The sequence below is a fragment of the Brucella sp. TWI559 genome (genome assembly GCF_039674265.1).
GTDB classification, from domain to species: domain Bacteria; phylum Pseudomonadota; class Alphaproteobacteria; order Rhizobiales; family Rhizobiaceae; genus Brucella; species Brucella chromiisoli.
The window spans coordinates 690,522-710,747 of record NZ_JBDJNE010000001.1; the positions used below are offsets into that span (position 1 = coordinate 690,522).

The window sequence follows — 20,226 nt, forward strand, 5'->3', positions numbered from 1 at the left end:
AAGTGTGAAGTAATTTTCAGACAAGATGCGCGTCAAAACAAATAAACAGAGCGCCGATTTGATAAAATCAGATCGAGATGTGCTCTAATACACGAGGGGCTTATGACGGCTGAAGACACAAAGGCACTGTTTTTTGATCGAAACCTTTGTGGGCTGACACCCCTTGATGACGAGAGAGCACAGTCCTTCCTGACTGATCTTGAAGAGCGGGTAAAGGAAGAAGAACTTGGCCGCGTCAAAGCCCTTTTGCAAGACAAACGCGCCGCGAGCTTTCTGGCAGCCGTCCTTGACCTGTCGCCCTTTATGCGCGAGGCGCTCATCCGTCACCCGCGCATTCTTGATCGCATTGCAGTCGATACGCCTGAGCAGGCGCTTGCCAATATTCTTTCCGAAATTGTTGCATCCGGCCTCGAAGACGGTGTGACCGAGGCGGCGTTGATGAGCAGCCTGCGGCAACGAAAGCGAGAGGCGCATGTGCTGATTGCGCTTTGTGATCTGGCTCGGATTTTTAATACCGAAATGACGACTGGCTGGCTCACAGATCTCGCAGAAGCCTGTACGGGCGCAGCCGTTCGTTTTCTTCTGCGCGATGCGGACAGTGCCGGTAAAATCAAGCTTCTGGATCGCGATACCCCCGAAAAAGAAAGCGGCTGGATCATTCTTGGCATGGGTAAGTTCGGTGCGCGCGAACTTAATTATTCTTCCGATATTGATCTGATTGTTTTTATTGATTCAGAACGCCCGGCGATTATAGACCCTTATGAGTGCGTGGATGCTTTCTCGCGGATGACGCGGCGTCTGGTTCGTATTCTACAGGATCGCACGGCTGACGGCTATGTCTTCCGCGTCGATCTCAGACTGCGTCCTGATCCGGGATCGACACCGCTGGCAATTCCGGTGGGGGCAGCGCTTCATTATTACGAAGGGCGCGGCCAGAACTGGGAACGTGCAGCGATGATCAAGGCGCGGCCTGTTGCCGGTGATCGCGAATCCGGCCAGCAAGTGCTTGCCGAACTTAGCCCCTATGTCTGGCGCAAATATCTCGATTATGCGGCAATTGCTGATGTGCATTCGATCAAGCGGCAGATTCATGCGCATAAGGGCCATGGCGATATCGCCGTGCGCGGGCATAATGTGAAACTTGGGCGCGGCGGTATCCGCGAAATCGAGTTTTTCGTGCAGACACAGCAATTGATTGCCGGTGGACGTTTCCCCGAATTGCGTGGCAATCAGACGGTCCCGATGCTGGCCAGACTTGCCGAGCGCGGCTGGATCACCGAGAAGGCACGTGATGCGCTTGGCAAGGAATATTACTTCCTGCGCGATGTTGAACATCGCATTCAGATGGTTGCCGATGAGCAAACCCACATTCTCCCGGAAGATGATGAAGGCTTTGCCCGCATTGCCCATATGATGGGCTATTCTGATACAGCCGCGTTTTCCGATGTGTTTTTATCGGCGCTCAAGATCGTTGAAAAGCACTACGCTGCATTGTTCGAACAGGCGCCTGAACTTGGTTCATCCAGTGGTAATCTCGTTTTCACTGGCGATGTCGATGATCCTGGAACATTGGAAACGCTTGCCTCGATGGGGTATGAGCGCCCAAGCGACATTTGCCGTGTCATCCGCACATGGCATTTTGGCCGTTATCGCGCCACACAATCAGCCGAAGCACGCGAGCGTCTCACAGAACTGACACCAGCCTTGTTGCAGGCTTTTGCCGCAACAAAGCGCGCAGATGAATCGCTTTTGCGCTTTGATGGTTTTCTGCAGGGACTGCCTGCGGGCATCCAGCTTTTCAGCCTGCTTCAATCCAATCCGCGCCTTCTCAACTTGCTTGTGATGATCATGAGCGCCGCCCCCCGGCTTGCAGAGGTGATCACGCGCAATCCGCATGTCTTTGATGGACTTCTCGATCCGGCAATTTTCTCGGAAATGCCAACGCGTCATTATCTTGAGGAGCGGTTGCGCGTTTTTCTGGGTGCTGCCACCGATTATGAAGAAGTGCTCGACCGCTTACGCATTTTTGCGGCTGAACATCGCTTTTTGATCGGCATTCGTCTGCTCACCAGTGCGATTGATGGTGTTCGGGCAGGGCGCGCATTCTCCGATCTGGCCGAACTGATGATTGGTAAGGCTTTCGAGGCAGTGGAAGCCGAACTTGAGCGCCGCCATGGCAAGGTGAAGGGCGCGAAGGTTGCATTGCTTGCCATGGGCAAGCTTGGCAGTCGCGAACTGACTGCAGGCTCCGATGTCGATCTGATCCTGCTTTATGATCATGACAAGGATGCTGAGGAATCGGATGGCTCAAAGCCGCTTGCGCCGTCGCAATATTATATTCGACTGACACAGCGTTTGATTGCGGCCTTGTCTGCGCCAACCGCCGAAGGCGTGCTTTATGAAGTCGATATGCGTTTGCGCCCCTCCGGCAATAAAGGCCCCGTTGCCACGCATATTGAATCATTTGGCAAATATCAGCGCAGCGAGGCATGGACGTGGGAACATATGGCGCTCACCCGTGCGCGCCCGATCCATGGCGACGTGGCATTCAGCGACTTTATCAGGGGCGAAATTGACGAAGTGCTGGCGGCCAAACGCGACACACACAAGATCGCCAAAGATGTGCACGAAATGCGCGACCTCATTTATGAGGAAAAGCCGCCGCGTGACGATTGGGATTTCAAGCTGAAACCCGGTGGCATTGTTGATCTAGAATTCATCGCGCAGTTTGCCGTGCTGACCGGCAAGGAAATCAGACATCCCCGACCCTTGGGAACCGAAGATGTGCTGGCGGGATTAGACCCATCTTTTGCCGATCCCGCTGTCATTGACACTCTGGTTGAGGCACATCGCTTCTACACAAATCTCAGCCAGACAATCAGGCTCTGTCTGGGGGGCGATGCAAAACGCGAAGAATTCATTCCCGGAATGGTTGATCTTCTTTGCCGTGCGGCCGAACTGCCAGATATTGATCACGTCGAACATCATTTGAGCGAACTTGCAGCAACGGTTCGAACCAGCTTTGATACGCTGATCAAATAATCATGCCGCGTGGATTTCCGCCTCCGGGTTATTGACGCTTTTCTGTCTGCGATCGGGAATGCAGACGGAAACCACCGTTCCAACACCTTCGGTTGAGCGGATGCGCAGCCAGCCGCCATGCAGTTCTGCAAGCGAACGGGTGATCGCGAGGCCAAGACCTGAACCACTATGCGTTTTGGTGAACTGGTTTTCCACCTGCTCGAATGGCTGGCCGATTTTCTTGAGCGCGGATTTCGGAATGCCCACGCCTGTATCCTGAATGGTCATGAACAGCGCTGAGCCGGTCTTGCGTGCGCGCACCGTGATATGGCCGTTATGCGAAGTGAACTTCACCGCATTGGACAGAAGATTGATGAGGACCTGCTTGACCGCACGGCGGTCGGCATTGAGTTGCATCGCTTCTTCAATGCGCGTTTCAACCGTGATGTTTTTCTCATCTGCTTGCAACGAGATCATACGCACGGTTTCATTGATGAGCGGACAAAGATCGATCTCTTCGCGATCAAGCGAGAAGTGACCCGCTTCGATCTTCGACATATCGAGAATGTCATTGATCACATTGAGCAGGAAGTTACCGCTGGTGTGAATGTCGTTGATATATTCCTCGTAACGGTCTGAACCAAGCGGCCCGAATGTGCCAGCCTGAATCATCTCAGAGAAGCCGATAATCGCATTGAGCGGCGTGCGCAGTTCATGGGACATATTGGCAAGGAATTCAGATTTGGCACGGTTTGCAGCTTCCGCGCGTTCCTTTTCCTGCCCGTATTTACGCGCCAATTCCGAGAGCTCACGCACCCGGTCGCGCTCGCCTTTGCGGGCAATGGAGAGGTCGTGAATGGTCGCCATCAAGCGGCGTTCGCTATCCACCAGACGCTCCTGATGCTGTTTGATCTGCGTAATATCGGTGCCAATCGAAACAAGACCACCGTCCTGCGTGCGGCGTTCGTTGACCTGGAGCCAGCGACCATCACTCAACTGGCGTTCAAACGTCTGTCCGCCAGCACGATTGTGCTCGTTGGCCATGCGGCGTTCGAAGCTGAACGGGCGGGTATGCGCATCAACCTCGTTGCGTGGTACGCCGGGCTTCAATGTCCAGACAGGCAGGCCTGCATATTCGCTGAATTTGGAATTGGCCATTACCAGACGATTGTTGGAATCCCAAAGAACGAAGGCTTCGGAAATGTTTTCGATGGCTTCGCGGATGCGCATATCGGCCTCTGCCGTCTGTTGCGCAAAGCGATGCTGTTCGCTGACGTCAAAGGCAATGCCGACGAGATGCAGTTCATTTTCTGCTGCAATCTCAGCGCGAACCCGCATCCATACCCACGAGCCGTCCGCGTGGCGCATGCGAAACACGCGATCAACATGCGAGATGTCGCCAGCCGCAGCCTGCTCGGCGATGGAATACAGATCGCCATCTTCCGGGTTGATGATCGCCGATACGTCACCAAAAGCCAGCACGGCATCCTGCGCTTCATAGCCCAGCATTTCATACATGGAGCGCGACCAGTAAATGCGCCCCCGCGCCATATCCCAGTCCCACAGGCCTCCGCGACCGCGCGCCAGCGCCATATCAATACGGCGCTGGATCTGGCCAGAAAGATCGTCGGCCTCCCGAGCCCGTGCCGCCTGGCTGAAATAAGCATAAAGAATTGCAAACATCACGCCGGTCGTACCCGCAAACAGCGTCACATTCAGCGAGACTGCACGCCGCCATTCGGCAAAGATCGTGCTTTCCGGTTCAGCTGCGATAATCGAATAAGGCACGCTGACTGGTTTTGACACCGTGCCATAAGCGGCTTCCCCCTTCATGACGATCGTCAGAACGCCAGCGCGCTCCGCAAACATGAACAGCGGCTGGATGTCGCTGAATACCTCGTCCGCCTGTTTTCCCACTATGTCCGCCGCAGGCCCCGAGGCGGTCACGATGACAGATTCATCATTGACCATAGCAATGGTCATCCCGCTGGATGAAAGACCACGCGCGCGAAATTCGGCAATTGTATTGTCCAGATCTTTCGGCGTCATTTGCGCGCCGGACTGTGTGCCATTGGAGGCACGCTCGATCATCTGCGCGAGATTGGCGGTCGCGGCTGAGAGCGCAGCCTTATGCTGCAATTCAATGTCTTCACGCCATGAAAGCATTGAGAACACGCGCGCTGCGCCAAGGATGACAAGAAAAATAATGATGAGGGCTGGCACAAGACGGCGCAATGCAGGTTCGAATGCCGCGAACTTGCCATAGGCAGGACCTGCAAGAAGCTTGGCATGGCCCGAAAGCCTGCTCTTCTTGCGCTTTGCTTCGGAGTAGCCACGCTTCCCCGCCGCCGCGTCATACGCGTCGGTGCTCGCCATGTGTCGGCCCCTCTTGATCCGTCGTGACAGTTTCCAATATGCGCCAAAAAGCGCCGCCCACTCGAAACTGCGTGAATTGAAATCTTTACTCAAAATCGTTCGGAATACGCCGCCTCCGAACAGCTTCAATGAATCAAAAGTGATTCGTGCTGTCCAGCGAATTCGTTAACGAGATGTAAAAAATGACATTCCTTGATGACATTTTCCGTTGAATCTCAATCTGTTAAGTAGAATCAGTTTGAGAAGTGGCCCATCTAACGTCATGAAAAGACTCATGAAAGCCGTAAGCCTTCGCAGGATTTATGCGATACTTCTTGAATATAGCCAGAATGATAAAACCCGACCCATTTCGAGTCGGGTTTTACGAATCACGCAATCATCTCAGTGATTCGCGAATCAGTGACCAATCAAGCAAGCGTCCTGTCCACGATGTCCCGCAGGTCGGTCGAGAGCTTTGGTGTCGCTGATATGCGTGCCAGAGCCGCGCGCGCATGTTCACGGCGCGTGTCTTCGAGTGCGCGCCACGAACGCAGAGCTGTTAGCAGACGCGCTGCAAGCTGCGGGTTTTCTGGGTCAATTGCCAGAATGATATCAGCAAAGAAGCTGTAAGCTGCACCATCTCTGCGATTGAAGCCTGTCGGATTGCTGGCCGAGAATGCACCAATCAATGCACGCACACGGTTCGGATTCTCAAAGGAAAGAAGCTTGTGTTTCGTCAAAGCACGAACCGCCTCAAGCGCTTTTTCGCCCGGACGCGTTGCCTGCACGATAAACCACTTATCCATGACCAAACCATCATCGCCAAAGCGCTTTTCAAAGGAGGCGAGAGCGCCTTGTGCTTCGTGACTATCACCAAAGCGATGCACCAGAATGCTCAATGCGGCTGCGCGTTCGGTCATGTTGTCGCCATCGGCAAATTGTTGCGCTGCCCGTGCAGGATTGTTTTCATGGCGGCTCAGATAATCGAGAAGCACATTCCGCAAGGCGCGTTTGCCTGCCGATACCGCATCGGGTGAGAAGGCACCTTCTTGTTGCAGGCTGGTGTAAAGAGCCGCAAATTCTTTGGCATAAGCCGACCCAATGGCCGCGATCAGATGATCACGGCTTGCAAAGATAGCATCCGGGTCAACGTTCTCGCCAATTTCGCGGGCGATGTCGCTTTCCGTTGGCAAGGTCAGGCACAACGCACGGAAGGCGGGATCAAGCGTTTCATCGAAAGCAATGCGTCCGGCAAGTTCAAGGATATTTGGGTCGGTTTCTGGCTTATAGCCGCCACGCACGCGTTTGGTGCCTTCAAGCAACGCCTGCGTGAAGATATTGGTGAGTGCCTGCCAGCGAGCGACCGGGTCACTGTCATTGAGCGCGAGAAAAGCCCGGTCTTTTGCATCCAGTGGTAAAACCAGATTGATTGGCGCTGAGAAGCCGCGCAAGAGCGAGGGCACAGGACGCTCCTTAATGCCATGGAACGTGATTGTTTCTGATGCGCGATGCAGATGGATAACACCGTCCTGTACATCGCCACCTTCGACAGATGAGGGGTGAATGTCCTTTCCATCCGAGCCCAAAAGGCCAAAGGCGATAGGAATATGCATGGGCCTTTTCACCGGCTGGCCGGGAGTGGGCGCGAGAGATTGAATGAGATGGATGGTATAGGTCTCGTTTACAGCATCAAAGTCGAAGCTTGCCTCAACCTTCGGTGTGCCTGACTGATCGTACCAAAGCGCGAACTGCGAGAAATCCCGACCGGATACATCGGCAAAGACTTTGATAAAGTCTTCAATGGTCGCCGCATCACCATCATGGCGCTCGAAATAGAGGTCCATACCTTTGCGGAATAGTTCAGCGCCGATGATAGTGTGGATCATCCGCACCACTTCCGAGCCCTTTTCATAAACAGTCGCGGTGTAGAAATTGTTGATTTCGCTGTATTCGCGTGGACGCACGGGGTGCGAAAGGGGGCCGCTATCTTCTGGAAACTGCTGCGCTTTGAGGATTTTCACCTCGGCAATGCGTTTCACAGGGCGCGAGCGTTCATCGGCTGAAAACTGGTGATCGCGATAAACGGTCAGACCTTCTTTGAGACACAGCTGAAACCAGTCGCGGCAGGTGATTCTGTTTCCCGTCCAGTTATGGAAATATTCATGCGCAATGACCGCTTCGATGCCTGCATAATCCACATCCGTTGCCGTTTCGGGATCAGCCAGCACATATTTATCGTTGAAGACGTTAAGGCCCTTGTTCTCCATGGCCCCCATATTGAAATCCGAAACGGCGACAACATTGAACACATCAAGATCATATTCGCGGCCGAATTTTTCCTCGTCCCAGCGCATGGAGCGTTTGAGCGCATCCATTGCATAAAGCGCGCGATCCTGTTTGCCATGCTCGACATAAATAGCGAGATCGACCGGACGGCCAGATTGTGTGGTGAAATGATCTTTCACAACATCAAGTGAGCCGGCAACGAGCGCGAATAAATAGGACGGTTTCGGATGGGGGTCGTGCCAGATGGCAAAATGTCTGTCGGTTGTGCCAGACACGGCGCCGTGTTCGACAGGGTTTCCGTTCGCCAGCAATATGGGCGCGGCTTCCTTCTCCGCATCAATGCGGACTGTATAGACGGAAAGCACGTCTGGACGATCATAATAGTAAGTGATGCGCCGGAACCCTTCTGCCTCGCACTGTGTGCAATAGACGTCGCTTGAGCGGTAAAGCCCTGAAAGCTGGCGATTTGTCGTCGGGTTCACTTCGGTGACGATTTCCAGCGAAAAACGTTCGGCGTCTGGAAGATCCGTGATCTCCAGCTTGTCCGGTGTCACGGCGTAGCTGTTATTGCTGAGCACTTTGCCATCAAGACGAATGCTGATGAATTTCAGTTCATCGCCATCCAGCACAAGCGGCGTGCCCGCGACTGTTCCCGCACGGCGCTCGATGATGAGTTCGGCACGAACGATCGTCTTTTCCGGTTCAAGTGTGAAATCGAGTTTCGTTTCCGGAATGGCGTAAGGGGTCGGGCGGTAATCCTCAAGACGGAATGTCTGGCCGGTTTCAGTGCGCATTGCGAAACTCTTCTCTGTAATCACTTCGATACAGGAGTCGTATCCGGCTTTTGAGTAAACGACAAGAAAGGCAAAATGACGGGATATTTTTTACGCAATCGTGAAAGCCTGACGAGGCCATGTGGTCAATTATATTCTCGTTCATACCACGAACCAAAAATATAATTGTCCACATGGCCTAGTGCTTTATTGCGAACAAGCCTATGGATATCACAGTCACTACAATTTCCCACCTTACTCCTTTGCCCTCCCTGTTTTAAGGAATTGCGTTGTGAAGTCCCTTCCGGACGCGGCCTCCGCAAATGCTCAGATCAGCCAAACTGTCGAGCCTGATCTGCTTCAAAATAATCCAATGCTGGGGATTAGCCTCAAAGTTGCTTCTGTTGCAGTGTTTGTCGGCATGTCGACCTTGCTCAAGGCCGCAGATGGTATCCCTCTCGGACAACTGATTTTCTTTCGGTCTTTTTTCGCCGTATTGGCAATCCTGGTTTATTTCGCAGCGCGTGGGCAAATATCCGGTATTCTCCATACGCAGCACGGTTTCAGCCATTTCTGGCGTGGAATGGTCGGCGTCGCTGCGATGACCTTAAGCTTTTATGCATTGACCAAACTGCCTTTGCCCGAAGCAATTGCGATCAATTATGCATCACCGCTTATTGCTGTGATTCTTGGCGCTGTCATTCTGCGTGAAGTCGTCAGAATGTATCGTTGGAGCGCTGTCATTGTCGGGCTTTTGGGTGTTCTGATCATCATATGGCCGCGCATGACGTTGTTTGCTGAGGGGCATGTGGGTCGGAATGAGGCGTTGGGCGCTCTTGCGGCACTTGGCGGTGCAGTCATGGCTGCGTTTGCCATGATGCTGGTGCGACGTCTGGTTCAGACCGAGCGCACATCGACAGTTGTTATTTATTTTTCAATCTCAGCAACCGTCATTTCGCTGGCGAGCATTCCTTTTGGCTGGGTTATGCCAAGTGGCCCGCAGCTGGCAATGTTGATTGGCGCGGGCATCGCTGGTGGCATTGCTCAAATTCTGCTCACCGAATGCTATCGTCATGCCCCCATGAGCACGATCGCACCGTTTGAATATACATCGATGCTGCTCGGTTTGGCGATTGGCTTCTTCTTTTTCGGCGATATTCCGACATTGGAAATGCTGTTAGGCAGCGCGATTGTCATGAGCGCCGGCGGCTATATTATCTATCGTGAGCATAAGCTTGCAATTGCGCCGCATAAGACCAACACGCCGCAACAAGCACAGTGAGACCCATGTCTGGACGATTTATTCTGATCTTGGATCAAGCTGCATGGTTTCAGGCGTGGGCTGCCCGTCGGGTGTATAAATCTTGAACTCAGTTTTCTGATCGCTGACGGCTGGGCGCTCAAAGCGGCGGATACGCCAGAAGGCATGCAGCCCATAGGCGGCATAGGAAACGGCCATTGTGACAAAGAAGCCGGAGGCCCCCATAACATCCATGAGCTGGCCTGATAGCGCAGGACCAATAACGCTGCCCGCTCCGTAAATGATAAGCAACCCGCTCGAAACTTTCACGAATTCGCTGGCATCAGCATAGTCATTCGCATGAGCGACATTGAGGCTATAGACTGGATAGATGACCGAGCCGAAGAGAAACATCATCGTATAAAGTGCATAGGGTGATGTGGGGTGCACGATCAGCATGATCAATGAGATTACAAAGCCGATAACACCGGCGATAACCATCACATAACGGCGATCGACAACATCAGAAGCGCGACCAAGCGGATATTGGAAAATAACACCGCCTATCATGGCGCATGCTAGCATTGTGGCTATACTAAAGGTCGAAAGCCCGTTCATCTCGCCGTAAATCGCAGCAAGAAAGCTCCATGTGCCAGCAACGATTCCGGCAATCAGTGAACCAACTGCTGCCGCAGGAGATCGGCGGTAAAGACCTTTGAGATCGAGTGTGACCTGTGTCAGTGGGTTTGGTGATTGTGCGCTGGAAAGAGCGGTCGGCAGAAGCGCGCTGGCGTAGATGATCGCACAGATAATGAAGAGGGTCTGCGTCGTGGCATCGCCAAAGGGCAAAATATACTGCCCGCACATGAGCCCGAGCATGGTGATGATCATATAGATCGAGAAGACGCGGCCACGTGATTCATTGGTCACGCGTTCGTTCAACCAGCTTTCGATGATCATGTAGGAACCGGCCAGCGAAAACCCCGCAATGCCGCGAAAAACCATCCAAGCATAGGGATTGACGATAAGCGAGTGGAGCAGCAGCGCGATGGATAAAAGCGTCAGCAGCGCGGAGAAGACGCGGACATGGCCGACACGGCGCACCAGATGGGGGATAACGATGCAGCCAATCGTGAAAGCAAGCGCATAGGTCGTGCCCATCCAGCCGATTGTTGTCGTGGACCAGCCTTCAAGCCCGCCGCGGATCGGCAGAAGAATGCCCGCAAGGCCACCGGCAAGCAGCATGAGAAATGTGCTTGTAAGCAAAGCGGCTATGGGCAGAAGCTGGCCAGCCATGAAAAACTCCACCAAGAGCTATGTAAAAAGAATATCAGTCACGTCGATATGGCCGATTAATAGAAGTTTACGGCATGTTGGTGACATGTGGCTCTGCCGATGCCATTCAAATCAGTGAAGATCAATCGCCAAATTCGGCGAGCTTCATTTTTACGGCAAGAAAATCGCGCCATGCAAAGCGCTTTTGTGCAGGCGTGCGCAACAAATAAGACGGATGCAGGGTTGGCATAACAGGAATTTCAATGCCTGAAGCCGTGCGGTGTATTTTCCAGTGGCCACGCAAACGCAGAATGCCTTCCGTCGCCCCAGTCAAAGCTTTGCCTGCGGGGCCACCAAGCGCAACAATCACTTTGGGAGCTGCAAGCTCAATCTGCCGTTCGATGAACGGGCGGCACAATTCTGCTTCCAGCGGCGTCGGTGTGCGATTTCCCGGCGGGCGCCATGGTATCGTATTGGCGATATAGACGTTCTCGCGCTTAAAACCGATGGCCTCGATCATATGATCAAGAAGCTGGCCCGACTTGCCGACGAATGGCAAGCCTTCCATATCCTCGTCACGTCCTGGAGCCTCACCAACAAACATAATGTCTGAAGACGGATCACCATCTGCAAAACATAGATTCTTGGCGGTAAATTTGAGATTGCAGCCATCAAATGCTGCAAGCTTTTCACGCAATTCATCAAGCGTTGCGGCTTGTGAAGCCACTTCATGGGCCAGAGCGATCTGGCTATTGTCGGGAACGTCGGCGGCAGCCTGCACGGGGCGGCTGGTCGGGGAAGGCGTTGCTGCTGGGCGTGGGGGCTGTTGTTGCGCGCGCTGGCGCTCCACTTGCGACGATGGTCTGCCTTCCGGCGCTGCTGGTGAATGCGCTGATTGACGCTGTGGCTCAGCAAAGCGATCAATGGGTGTATCGGAAAGCGGCATGTCAACGCCCGCTTCCGCATAAAAGCGCAGCAGACCTTCCATATCCAGCGTTTCCCGATCATTGATCATGTTTCTACCTCACAGATTGAGGTGGCGAATTTTGATCGTGAATGCAAGAGCAAGGCGTATAATTCCGGTTCATAGAGTGACTGGGCGCGCAGAAATATGTGTTGCGTCACAATAGCCCACAGCCCGTTCATCGCTTTTTTCAATTGACGTTTACGTTAAGGTAAATATTATCATTGCTGTTATTGCAGTGATTTTGGACAATTGGACGCATATGCGCCAGTCTTTAACTCTGCGAGAGGGTAAGACGTCAATGGGAACAAGACCAGTAAGATATGGTTTATCGCCATTCGCGATAGGTTCATGAGCAAAAAACAATTGGATGCATCACCTGCGCTGAAATAGTGAGGGGGAATGTAAACCAGACGGAGGCACGAATGTCTGAAGGCCCAGCAATCGCGAGCCATGAGCTTCCCGAACGCGAAAGCATGGAATTTGATGTTGTGATTGTCGGCGCAGGCCCTGCTGGCCTTGCTGCGGCGATCCGGTTCAAGCAGATCAATCCTGAGCTTTCAGTCGTTGTTCTTGAAAAGGGCGGGGAAGTCGGCGCGCATATTCTCTCAGGCGCAGTCGTTGATCCAAGCGGTATTGATCAGCTTCTTCCGGGCTGGCGAGAGGAAGAGGGGCATCCCTTCAAGACGCCAGTGACGGCTGACCATTTTGTGTTGCTGGGTCCTGCTGGCTCTGCGCGCTTGCCAAATTTCATCATGCCGCCGCTGATGAACAATCATGGCAATTACATTGTATCGCTTGGCAATGTCTGCCGCTGGCTTGGTACGAAGGCTGAAGAGCTTGGCGTTGAAATCTATCCGGGCTTTGCTGCGACGGAAGTGCTTTATAATGATGAAGGCGCTGTGATCGGTGTGGCAACGGGCGACATGGGCATTGAGCGCGATGGCACACATGGCCCGAATTACACGCGCGGCATGGCATTGCTTGGCAAATATGTGCTGATTGGCGAAGGTGCGCGCGGTTCGCTGGCCAAGGAACTGATCGCCAAGTTCAAGCTTGATGAGGGGCGCGAGCCAGCCAAATTTGGTATTGGCCTCAAAGAGCTTTGGCAAGTCGATCCATCCCAGCATAAGCCTGGCTTGGTGCAGCATTCATTCGGCTGGCCGCTGGACATGAAAACCGGCGGTGGCGCGTTTCTGTATCACCTTGAAGACAATATGGTTGCGGTTGGTTTTGTGCTGCATCTCAACTATAAAAACCCATATTTGTCGCCGTTTGAAGAATTTCAGCGCTTCAAGACGCATCCGGCAATCCGCGCTACTTTTGAAGGTGGCAAGCGCCTGTCTTATGGCGCGCGCGCGATCACCGAAGGCGGATACCAATCGGTGCCAAAACTGTCTTTCCCTGGCGGCGCGCTGATCGGTTGTTCGGCAGGGTTTGTCAATGTTCCACGCATTAAAGGCAGCCACAACGCGGTTCTGTCTGGCATTCTTGCCGCCAATAAAATTGCAGAAGCCTTGGCGGCTGGCCGTGCCAATGATGAGCCGATTGAAATCGAAAACAGCTGGCGCAACAGTGCCATCGGCAAGGATTTGAAGCGCGTTCGTAACGTGAAGCCGCTGTGGTCGAAGCTTGGAACAGTTGTGGGTGTTACTCTTGGTGGTCTTGATATGTGGACCAATCAGCTGTTTGGCTTTTCGTTCTTCGGCACACTGAAGCATGGCAAGACCGATGCGCAGGCATTGGAACCTGCAGCAAAGCATAAGAAGATTGACTATCCGAAGCCGGATGGCGTTCTGACTTTTGATCGTCTGTCGTCAGTGTTTCTGTCGAACACCAATCACGACGAAAACGAGCCAGTGCACTTACAAGTCGCTGATATGAAATTGCAGCAGACGTCAGAACATGATGTTTTTGCTGGTCCATCGACACGCTATTGCCCGGCGGGCGTTTATGAATGGGTGGATGCTGACGGCAATTCTGCAACTGACCCACAGGCCAAAGACGTTCGCTTTGTAATCAATGCGCAGAACTGCGTGCATTGCAAAACGTGCGACATCAAGGACCCGAACCAGAACATCAACTGGGTTCCGCCACAAGGCGGCGAAGGACCAGTTTATGTAAACATGTAATGTTTACAGGAACTGTGTCCGTCTCGACCGCCGTTGAAAAATGTCGGCGAAGGACCGGTTTATGTAAACATGTAATGTTTACGGGAACTGTGTCCGTTTCGTCCGCCGTTGAAAAATGTCGGCGAAGGACCGGTTTATGTAAACATGTAATGTTTACGGGAACTGTGTCCGTCTCGACCGCCGTTGAAAAATGTCGGCGAAGGACCAGTTTAGGAAAACATGTAAATGGAAAAGGCGGTTTCAAACCGCCTTTTTTATTGAAGCATAACGGATTGCGTTTCCGGCTCATCAGTATCGGGCCGGACAGGCAAAGGAACTGAAAAATCAAGCCTGACGGGCAGATGATCCGACCCTACGTTGTCGCGTGAAATGGCAACAGGTTCTTGGATTTCGTCGCTTACGAGAACCTGATCAATGGGCAAACCGATATAAGGTGCAAGTACCACGGAAAGACTTTGCGGCATCCATGTGCCGCCGATTCCCGTCAACGCCCTCGTGGCCGAAGCCTTTTCAATACGATGGACTGCATTGCTCCACGGCGTTGCGTTGAAGTCACCCGCAATAATCGACGGGCCGTTGAATTTTTGCAATTCCGGCGCCAATGCATCAATGGTCGTGGCCTGATTAAATGGCCATGGAAGGGCGGCGTGATAAGCCGCAACGTTGACGCTTGTGCCACTGAAATCGATCGCTGTCATAGCAAGGCGGTTATCGCCAAGGCAGAGTTGTTTGCTGCCTTCACTGAATGGGCGGCGGGACAAAATACCCACGCCCATCTTGCCGCCATCGATGTGGCATTCAAAATGATAAGGATATGTGCCTTTGAGAATATCGATCCACATCGCCCAATCGGAACCGGCTTCCTGATAGGTGATCACATCAGGTTTTTCCTGCGCAATCATTTGCAAGACGCGTTTTGGTTCAGGATTATTATAGCGTAGATTGATCTGCACCAGACTATAACGCGCAGCAGATGCTGGTGTCGTGGCCTGGGCTGCGGATGATCCTTCAAGCAGATTGCGTGCCGCGCTCACTGTTGTGCTGAAAGCAAGGATTGCAAACAGCAGGATCATTGCTCCCTCTCGCCGCATCGTTGTGAACAGAAGCGGCAGCGCAAAGAGCCCCATCAGAATTGCAAGATGTGGCCGGAAATGCGCAAGTGAATCAAACATCGGATGCGCTGCGCCGAGAAATCCGAGCACAAGCGGAACTGACACCAGAACGGCGGTGATCAGCAGGAAAAATGAAAGGCTTTCACGGCGTTTTGACATGACAGGCGCTTAGCGTTTGATTGCGGCGTGATGATGGTGCCGCAAGTAAACCCGCAGCACCCTTATCATTATTGAAACGCCGTCTCGTAGAAGCTCCTGAGTTTGCGTGAATGCAGCCTTTCGTCTGGCATGGCGGCAATCTTTTCCATGGCGCGAATACCAATCTGCAAATGCTGCGCGACCTGTCGTTTGTAAAAGTCCGTTGCCATGCCCGGCAGCTTCAATTCGCCATGCAGCGGCTTGTCGGAAACGCACAAAAGCGTGCCATAGGGAACGCGGAAGCGGAAACCATTGGCTGCAATTGTGGCTGACTCCATATCAAGTGCAACGGCCCGTGCCTGCGAAAGACGCTGAACCGGGCCGCGCTGGTCGCGCAATTCCCAGTTTCGATTATCGATTGTGGCAACAGTGCCGGTGCGCATGATGCGCTTTAAATCATAGCCTTCAAGGCCGGTGACTTCCTCAACGGCTTCTTCCAGGGCAACCTGAATTTCTGCAAGAGCTGGCAGAGGGACCCACACAGGAAGATCGTCATCAAGAACGTGGTCTTCACGCATATAGGCATGCGCAAGCACATAATCGCCAAGCTCTTGACTGTTGCGCAGCCCAGCGCAATGTCCCAACATCAGCCAGGCGTGCGGGCGCAACACCGCAATATGGTCTGTAATCGTCTTTGCGTTGGATGGGCCAACACCGATATTGACCATGGTGATACCGGAATGATCAGCCCGTTGCAGATGGTAGGCTGGCATCTGCGGCATACGCTGTAATGCGTTGCCGATACTCGGCGCAGATTCTCCGGCGCGCGTTATCGCGTTACCCGGCTCGACGAAACTGTCGTAACCGCCGCCACCTTCTGCCATAAGCTTGCGTGCATAGTCGCAAAACTCGTCCATATAGAACTGGTAGTTGGTGAACAGCACGAAATTTTGGAAATGTTTCGGGCTGGTTGCGGTGTAATGGGCAAGCCGGTGCAGCGAATAGTCAACGCGCTGTGCGGTGAAAGGAGCGAGCGGCATTGGCTCGCCGGGTATTGGATCAAAGTCCGCATTGACGATTTTGTCGTCAGTGGCAGCCAAATCCGGCACGTCAAACAGATCGCGCATTGGGTGCGTGAAGGCATTGGCAACCGATGCCTCGACATAGGTGCCTTCCATGAAGGCAAAATGGATCGGAATGGGGGTTGCCGATTCCCGAACGGTGACGGCAACACCGTGATTGCGCATCAGCAGGCGGATTTGTTCGTTGAGGTAATGATCAAACAGATCAGGTCGTGTAATTGTTGCTGCATAATCGCCGGGCATGGTCACGTGGCCATAAGCAAGCCGTGTATCGACGTGGGCGAAGCTCGACGTAGACAGGCAAATTTCGGGATAAAAAGCCCTATATCGCTGCGGGCGGACCTCTCCCTTTGCCAATTGCTCAAAAGCCTTGCGGAGAAATGCGGTGTTGCGATCATAAAGTTTGCGCAGCGCGGCAACAGCCGCGCCAGCATCGGTAAAAACTTGCGGCTCCATAAAGGGCGGCGTTTTAATTTCGTTGAGAAATGGATGATCGATTCGCTGTGTCATAGCCTAGTATAACAAAGTCTTTGACACGCGCATGTCTCACTTTATGAGCTTTGTTGCAGACTCACGTAAAGAACGAGTCCGGCGGCACTCATCTGTGCTTTCTGGCCGATTTGCGTATAGGCAAATGTAGCAGCAGGTCCGGTAAAAGCCGCTGTGAACAGTAAAACGCGCAATGCAATCAGTGCGGAGAGACGGCAACGTGAAATCATAGCCTTGTCTCTTCGCGCGCAGGTTTGAGATGCATCACGGTCATCGGGCTGACAACCGGGTTGTCACGATAGACATCATATTTTCGATCAACAAAGAGACCTGCAATGATTGCAAAACCTGCAATCATCAAACAGACTATTGTGACACGCCATAACAGCATATTTCCCCCGGCTTCAAAATCGTTTGATCTATGCGGTTGAGTTTAAAGCTGCCATCTGAACTGCTCCTGAGAGCTGCATTCATCCGGCGTTCAAAAATATTGATGTTTCATTAACTTGATCGCTTCGCACTTGTGCCAAGCTGCACGAATCTTATGTTAACTCGCATCGGAAATACGCACAAAGCCAAGAAAGCGGGAGACAAATACCTATGGCTGAGCAGATAAAACCCATTGAGCTTTACTATTGGCCCACCCCAAATGGCTTTAAGATCAGCATCATGCTGGAGGAATTAGGCGTTCCCTATGAAGTCAAATATGTGAATATCGGCAAGGGGGATCAGTTCCAGCCGGACTTCCTCAAAATCGCACCGAACAACCGTATGCCTGCGATTATCGATCCGGAAGGTCCGGGCGGCGAGCCGATCTCGGTGTTTGAATCCGGTGCGATCCTGCAATATCTCGGCAGGAAGTTCGGCAAGTTCTATCCAGCAGACGAACGCAAGCGCGTTGCCGTTGATGAATGGCTGATGTGGCAGATGGGCGGACTTGGTCCTATGTCGGGGCAGGCAGGGCACTTCCGCGTTTATGCGCCGGAAAAGGTGCAGTACGGCATCGACCGCTATACCAATGAAGTCAACCGTCTTTATGGCGTGCTCGATCGCCAGCTTGAAGGCAAAGATTATATCGCAGGCGAATATTCCATCGCTGATATGGCGAGTATCGGTTGGATCAATGCTTACAAAAATTTTGACCAGAAGCTCGAGGATTTTCCCAACCTCAAGCGCTGGCATGAAACCATGAATGCGCGACCTGCCGTACAGCGTGGTCTTGTGGTTGGTAAGGAAGAGCGCGAACGCGCATTGGCCTCGGCAAACAAGGAAGAAGAGCAGAAAGTGCTCTTTGGTCAGAAAGCGCGATAATTATAAAAGGCGGCTGTGAAGCCGCCTTTTATATATAGGTCTATTGCCTTGTGAGGCTTTCACTTTTGCAGATCAAGCCGCCCATAACGCAGCCCGAAAGCGATAGCGTGTTGCCCTTGACGCTTGCCTTGCCCGTATAGGTCTTGCCTTCGTCGAGCTTGTTGACTTCACCCTTATAGCTGCCGTCCTTGCCCGACATGGTGCCGATCGACTTGCCCTTATATTCGCCGGTCTGTACGGTGCCGCAATATTTGCCGCCACCGCAGGCGGCATAGCTGATGATCGTGCCATTCGGACGTTTCCATGTGCCGACAATTGCCTCATTGGCAAAGGCAGGTGCTGCAAGCGTCGCGCTCAATGCAACAGTTGCCGTTATTCCCAAAAACAGTTTACGGATCATGCATTCCTCCCAAAATGCGGCAAGGCAATCAGCCTTGCGGAAAACTTACGCAAACGTAAACGTAATGGAGTTTTCGTCGAAGTGGAAGAGGGATAATTTGCGCACGGCAGCAATGTTTCTGACATGATCAATCTGCGTCATGGTTATCATCTGGTTTAAAGGTCCGCTGCCGCAAAATTGCGTTATTTTAGAAAAGCACAGCAATTGTCGGCCTTTGGATGTTTAACAAATTCCGAAGTTTACCCCTTGTTTGTATTTCGTTGTCGCGTTGTTAAGCATCTGTTTTAACGCGCATTTTAATCCTGTGGCTTATCTTGAAGACCATGAACGGAACGACAGATCCGACAATCTGCGGCGGCTAAAGTCAGCCACGGAAACAAAGAGCGGACGGTTCTCGGGATTTAACAGGGACAAAGAAAATGACACAGTTTCAGAGCGTTACACAGCACCACACGACAACTTCACAGGATCGCATCCTGCTGGAGATGGGTTTGAAATATGCTATTGGTCGCGACTGTGAAATCGATGTGGTTGAAGCGCATAAATGGCTCAACATCGCAGCCATTCGCGGCAACCAGAAAGCTGAACGTATGCGCAATCAGGTTGCCGCAACCATGAGCAAAAGCGAATTGGCCGCAGCCCTTCGTGGCGCGCGTGAGTGGATGACCTCTCACTGACGGCAATATTCGGATTTTAACTCTGTTTCAATAAAAACGAGACAAGGGCATGTAATTTCGATATATTTACTTTGCGTATCTAAGCTAAGTAACACATAAAAAATGACAGTCAGAAATTTTGTGTTGTAGATAATGTTAATATTAAGCAATTGATTGACATATACCTTGTATCATATCAAGCTTAGTAGAGTAAGAAATATAAAAGCTATTGCGGTCGATCAAACACATTCGCTGTTTTGAAATATCGTGAGAAGCGATCCGTATACAACGAATTCAATAGTCCGTATCCGACAGGGAGCGACGCGATGTCTATTCGTACCTTCACAGCCATGGCCGGCACCGCAATGATTTTGGGCGCATCTGCCTTCGTTTTCTCATCCCCGGCAAGCGCACTGACCATGAAAGAGTGTAGCGCGAAGTATCAGGCTGCCAAAGATGCTGGAACGCTTGGCGGTGTAAAATGGAATGATTTCCGTAAATCGCAGTGTGGTGACGATGCAGCCGCAGCGCCCGCTGCTCCGGTTGTTCCGGCGAATAAGGCCGCAGCCCCTGCCAAAAATGCAGCCGCTCCTGCTGCAGATGATGCTGGCAAAGGCCTTAGCATGAAGCAGTGCAGCACAAAATATCAGGCAGCAAAAGATGCCGGTACCGATGGCGGTGTCAAGTGGAACGATTTCCGTAAGTCGGAATGTGGACCGGGTGCGGATCCGGTTGCGCTGACCACCGATGGCAATTCAGAGCCTCCTGCGCCAACTGTTGCTGCACCGCGTGGTGTGAAATTCCCGACAGCTGTTTCTGCCAAGTTCTCAAATGAATCTCCGGGCAAGGCGCGCATGCATACTTGCCTTGAGCAGTATCATGCGGCCAAGGATGCAAATGCGCTTGGCGGACTTAAGTGGGTCCAGAAGGGCGGCGGCTACTACAGCCTTTGCAATGCACGCCTGAAGGGCAATTCGTAAGTTCAGAGCTGT

General features: G+C 52.6%; 14 protein-coding genes. 6 read left to right on the forward strand and 8 right to left on the reverse strand.

The genetic code is table 11. The annotated features are described in order from the left end of the window. Positions 1–102: 102 nt before the first annotated feature. Positions 103–3,042 carry a bifunctional [glutamine synthetase] adenylyltransferase/[glutamine synthetase]-adenylyl-L-tyrosine phosphorylase gene (locus tag ABE530_RS03275; RefSeq protein ID WP_499693556.1) on the forward strand — a complete coding sequence of 980 codons (2,940 nt, stop codon included), beginning with the start codon at positions 103–105 and terminating at the stop codon, positions 3,040–3,042. On the opposite strand, the gene ABE530_RS03280 is transcribed toward ABE530_RS03275, so the two are convergent. Further along, positions 3,043–5,397, reverse strand: coding sequence for a PAS domain-containing sensor histidine kinase (locus ABE530_RS03280; protein ID WP_499693557.1), 2,355 nt, complete (start codon positions 5,395–5,397; stop codon positions 3,043–3,045). 407 nt (positions 5,398–5,804) lie between these two features. Beyond that, positions 5,805–8,456 carry an aminopeptidase N gene (gene pepN, locus ABE530_RS03285; RefSeq protein ID WP_499693558.1) on the reverse strand — a complete coding sequence of 884 codons (2,652 nt, stop codon included), beginning with the start codon at positions 8,454–8,456 and terminating at the stop codon, positions 5,805–5,807. A gap of 352 nt (positions 8,457–8,808) precedes the next feature. On the opposite strand from pepN, the gene ABE530_RS03290 reads away from it, so the two are divergent. Next, on the forward strand, positions 8,809–9,717 hold the full coding sequence (locus ABE530_RS03290) for a DMT family transporter (RefSeq protein WP_499693665.1): 909 nt from the start codon (positions 8,809–8,811) through the stop codon (positions 9,715–9,717). An 18-nt stretch (positions 9,718–9,735) separates the two neighbouring features. Here ABE530_RS03290 and ABE530_RS03295 read toward each other — a convergent pair whose 3' ends face one another. Next, positions 9,736–10,971, reverse strand: coding sequence for an MFS transporter (locus ABE530_RS03295; RefSeq protein WP_499693559.1), 1,236 nt, complete (start codon positions 10,969–10,971; stop codon positions 9,736–9,738). Positions 10,972–11,092: 121 nt separating this feature from the next. After that, positions 11,093–11,965, reverse strand: coding sequence for a uracil-DNA glycosylase (locus ABE530_RS03300; protein WP_499693560.1), 873 nt, complete (start codon positions 11,963–11,965; stop codon positions 11,093–11,095). A 374-nt stretch (positions 11,966–12,339) separates the two neighbouring features. Here ABE530_RS03300 and ABE530_RS03305 point away from each other — a divergent pair, with 374 nt between their 5' ends. After that, positions 12,340–14,046 carry an electron transfer flavoprotein-ubiquinone oxidoreductase gene (locus ABE530_RS03305; protein ID WP_499693561.1) on the forward strand — a complete coding sequence of 569 codons (1,707 nt, stop codon included), beginning with the start codon at positions 12,340–12,342 and terminating at the stop codon, positions 14,044–14,046. Between the two features lie 254 nt (positions 14,047–14,300). Here the strand turns inward: ABE530_RS03305 and ABE530_RS03310 are convergent, their stop codons facing one another. The 3 genes from ABE530_RS03310 to ABE530_RS03320 all read right to left on the reverse strand — a co-directional run bounded on the left by ABE530_RS03310 (position 14,301) and on the right by ABE530_RS03320 (position 17,258). After that, on the reverse strand, positions 14,301–15,317 hold the full coding sequence (locus tag ABE530_RS03310; protein WP_499693562.1) for an endonuclease/exonuclease/phosphatase family protein: 1,017 nt from the start codon (positions 15,315–15,317) through the stop codon (positions 14,301–14,303). A 68-nt stretch (positions 15,318–15,385) separates the two neighbouring features. Next, positions 15,386–16,888, reverse strand: a complete 1,503-nt coding sequence (locus ABE530_RS03315; protein WP_499693563.1) for an AMP nucleosidase — start codon at positions 16,886–16,888, stop codon at positions 15,386–15,388. A 205-nt stretch (positions 16,889–17,093) separates the two neighbouring features. After that, positions 17,094–17,258, reverse strand: coding sequence for a hypothetical protein (locus tag ABE530_RS03320; RefSeq protein ID WP_499693564.1), 165 nt, complete (start codon positions 17,256–17,258; stop codon positions 17,094–17,096). Between the two features lie 209 nt (positions 17,259–17,467). Between ABE530_RS03320 and ABE530_RS03325 the strand changes: the two genes are divergently transcribed. After that, positions 17,468–18,178, forward strand: coding sequence for a glutathione binding-like protein (locus tag ABE530_RS03325; protein WP_265983234.1), 711 nt, complete (start codon positions 17,468–17,470; stop codon positions 18,176–18,178). Positions 18,179–18,218: 40 nt separating this feature from the next. Here ABE530_RS03325 and ABE530_RS03330 read toward each other — a convergent pair whose 3' ends face one another. Further along, positions 18,219–18,578: a DUF2147 domain-containing protein gene (locus ABE530_RS03330; protein ID WP_499693565.1), complete on the reverse strand. Its 360-nt coding sequence runs from the start codon at positions 18,576–18,578 to the stop codon at positions 18,219–18,221. Between the two features lie 419 nt (positions 18,579–18,997). Here ABE530_RS03330 and ABE530_RS03335 point away from each other — a divergent pair, with 419 nt between their 5' ends. Both ABE530_RS03335 and ABE530_RS03340 read left to right on the forward strand, forming a co-directional pair. Then, on the forward strand, positions 18,998–19,255 hold the full coding sequence (locus tag ABE530_RS03335) for a sel1 repeat family protein (protein ID WP_499693566.1): 258 nt from the start codon (positions 18,998–19,000) through the stop codon (positions 19,253–19,255). A gap of 305 nt (positions 19,256–19,560) precedes the next feature. After that, on the forward strand, positions 19,561–20,214 hold the full coding sequence (locus ABE530_RS03340; protein WP_265983237.1) for an antifreeze protein: 654 nt from the start codon (positions 19,561–19,563) through the stop codon (positions 20,212–20,214). Positions 20,215–20,226: the final 12 nt, after the last annotated feature.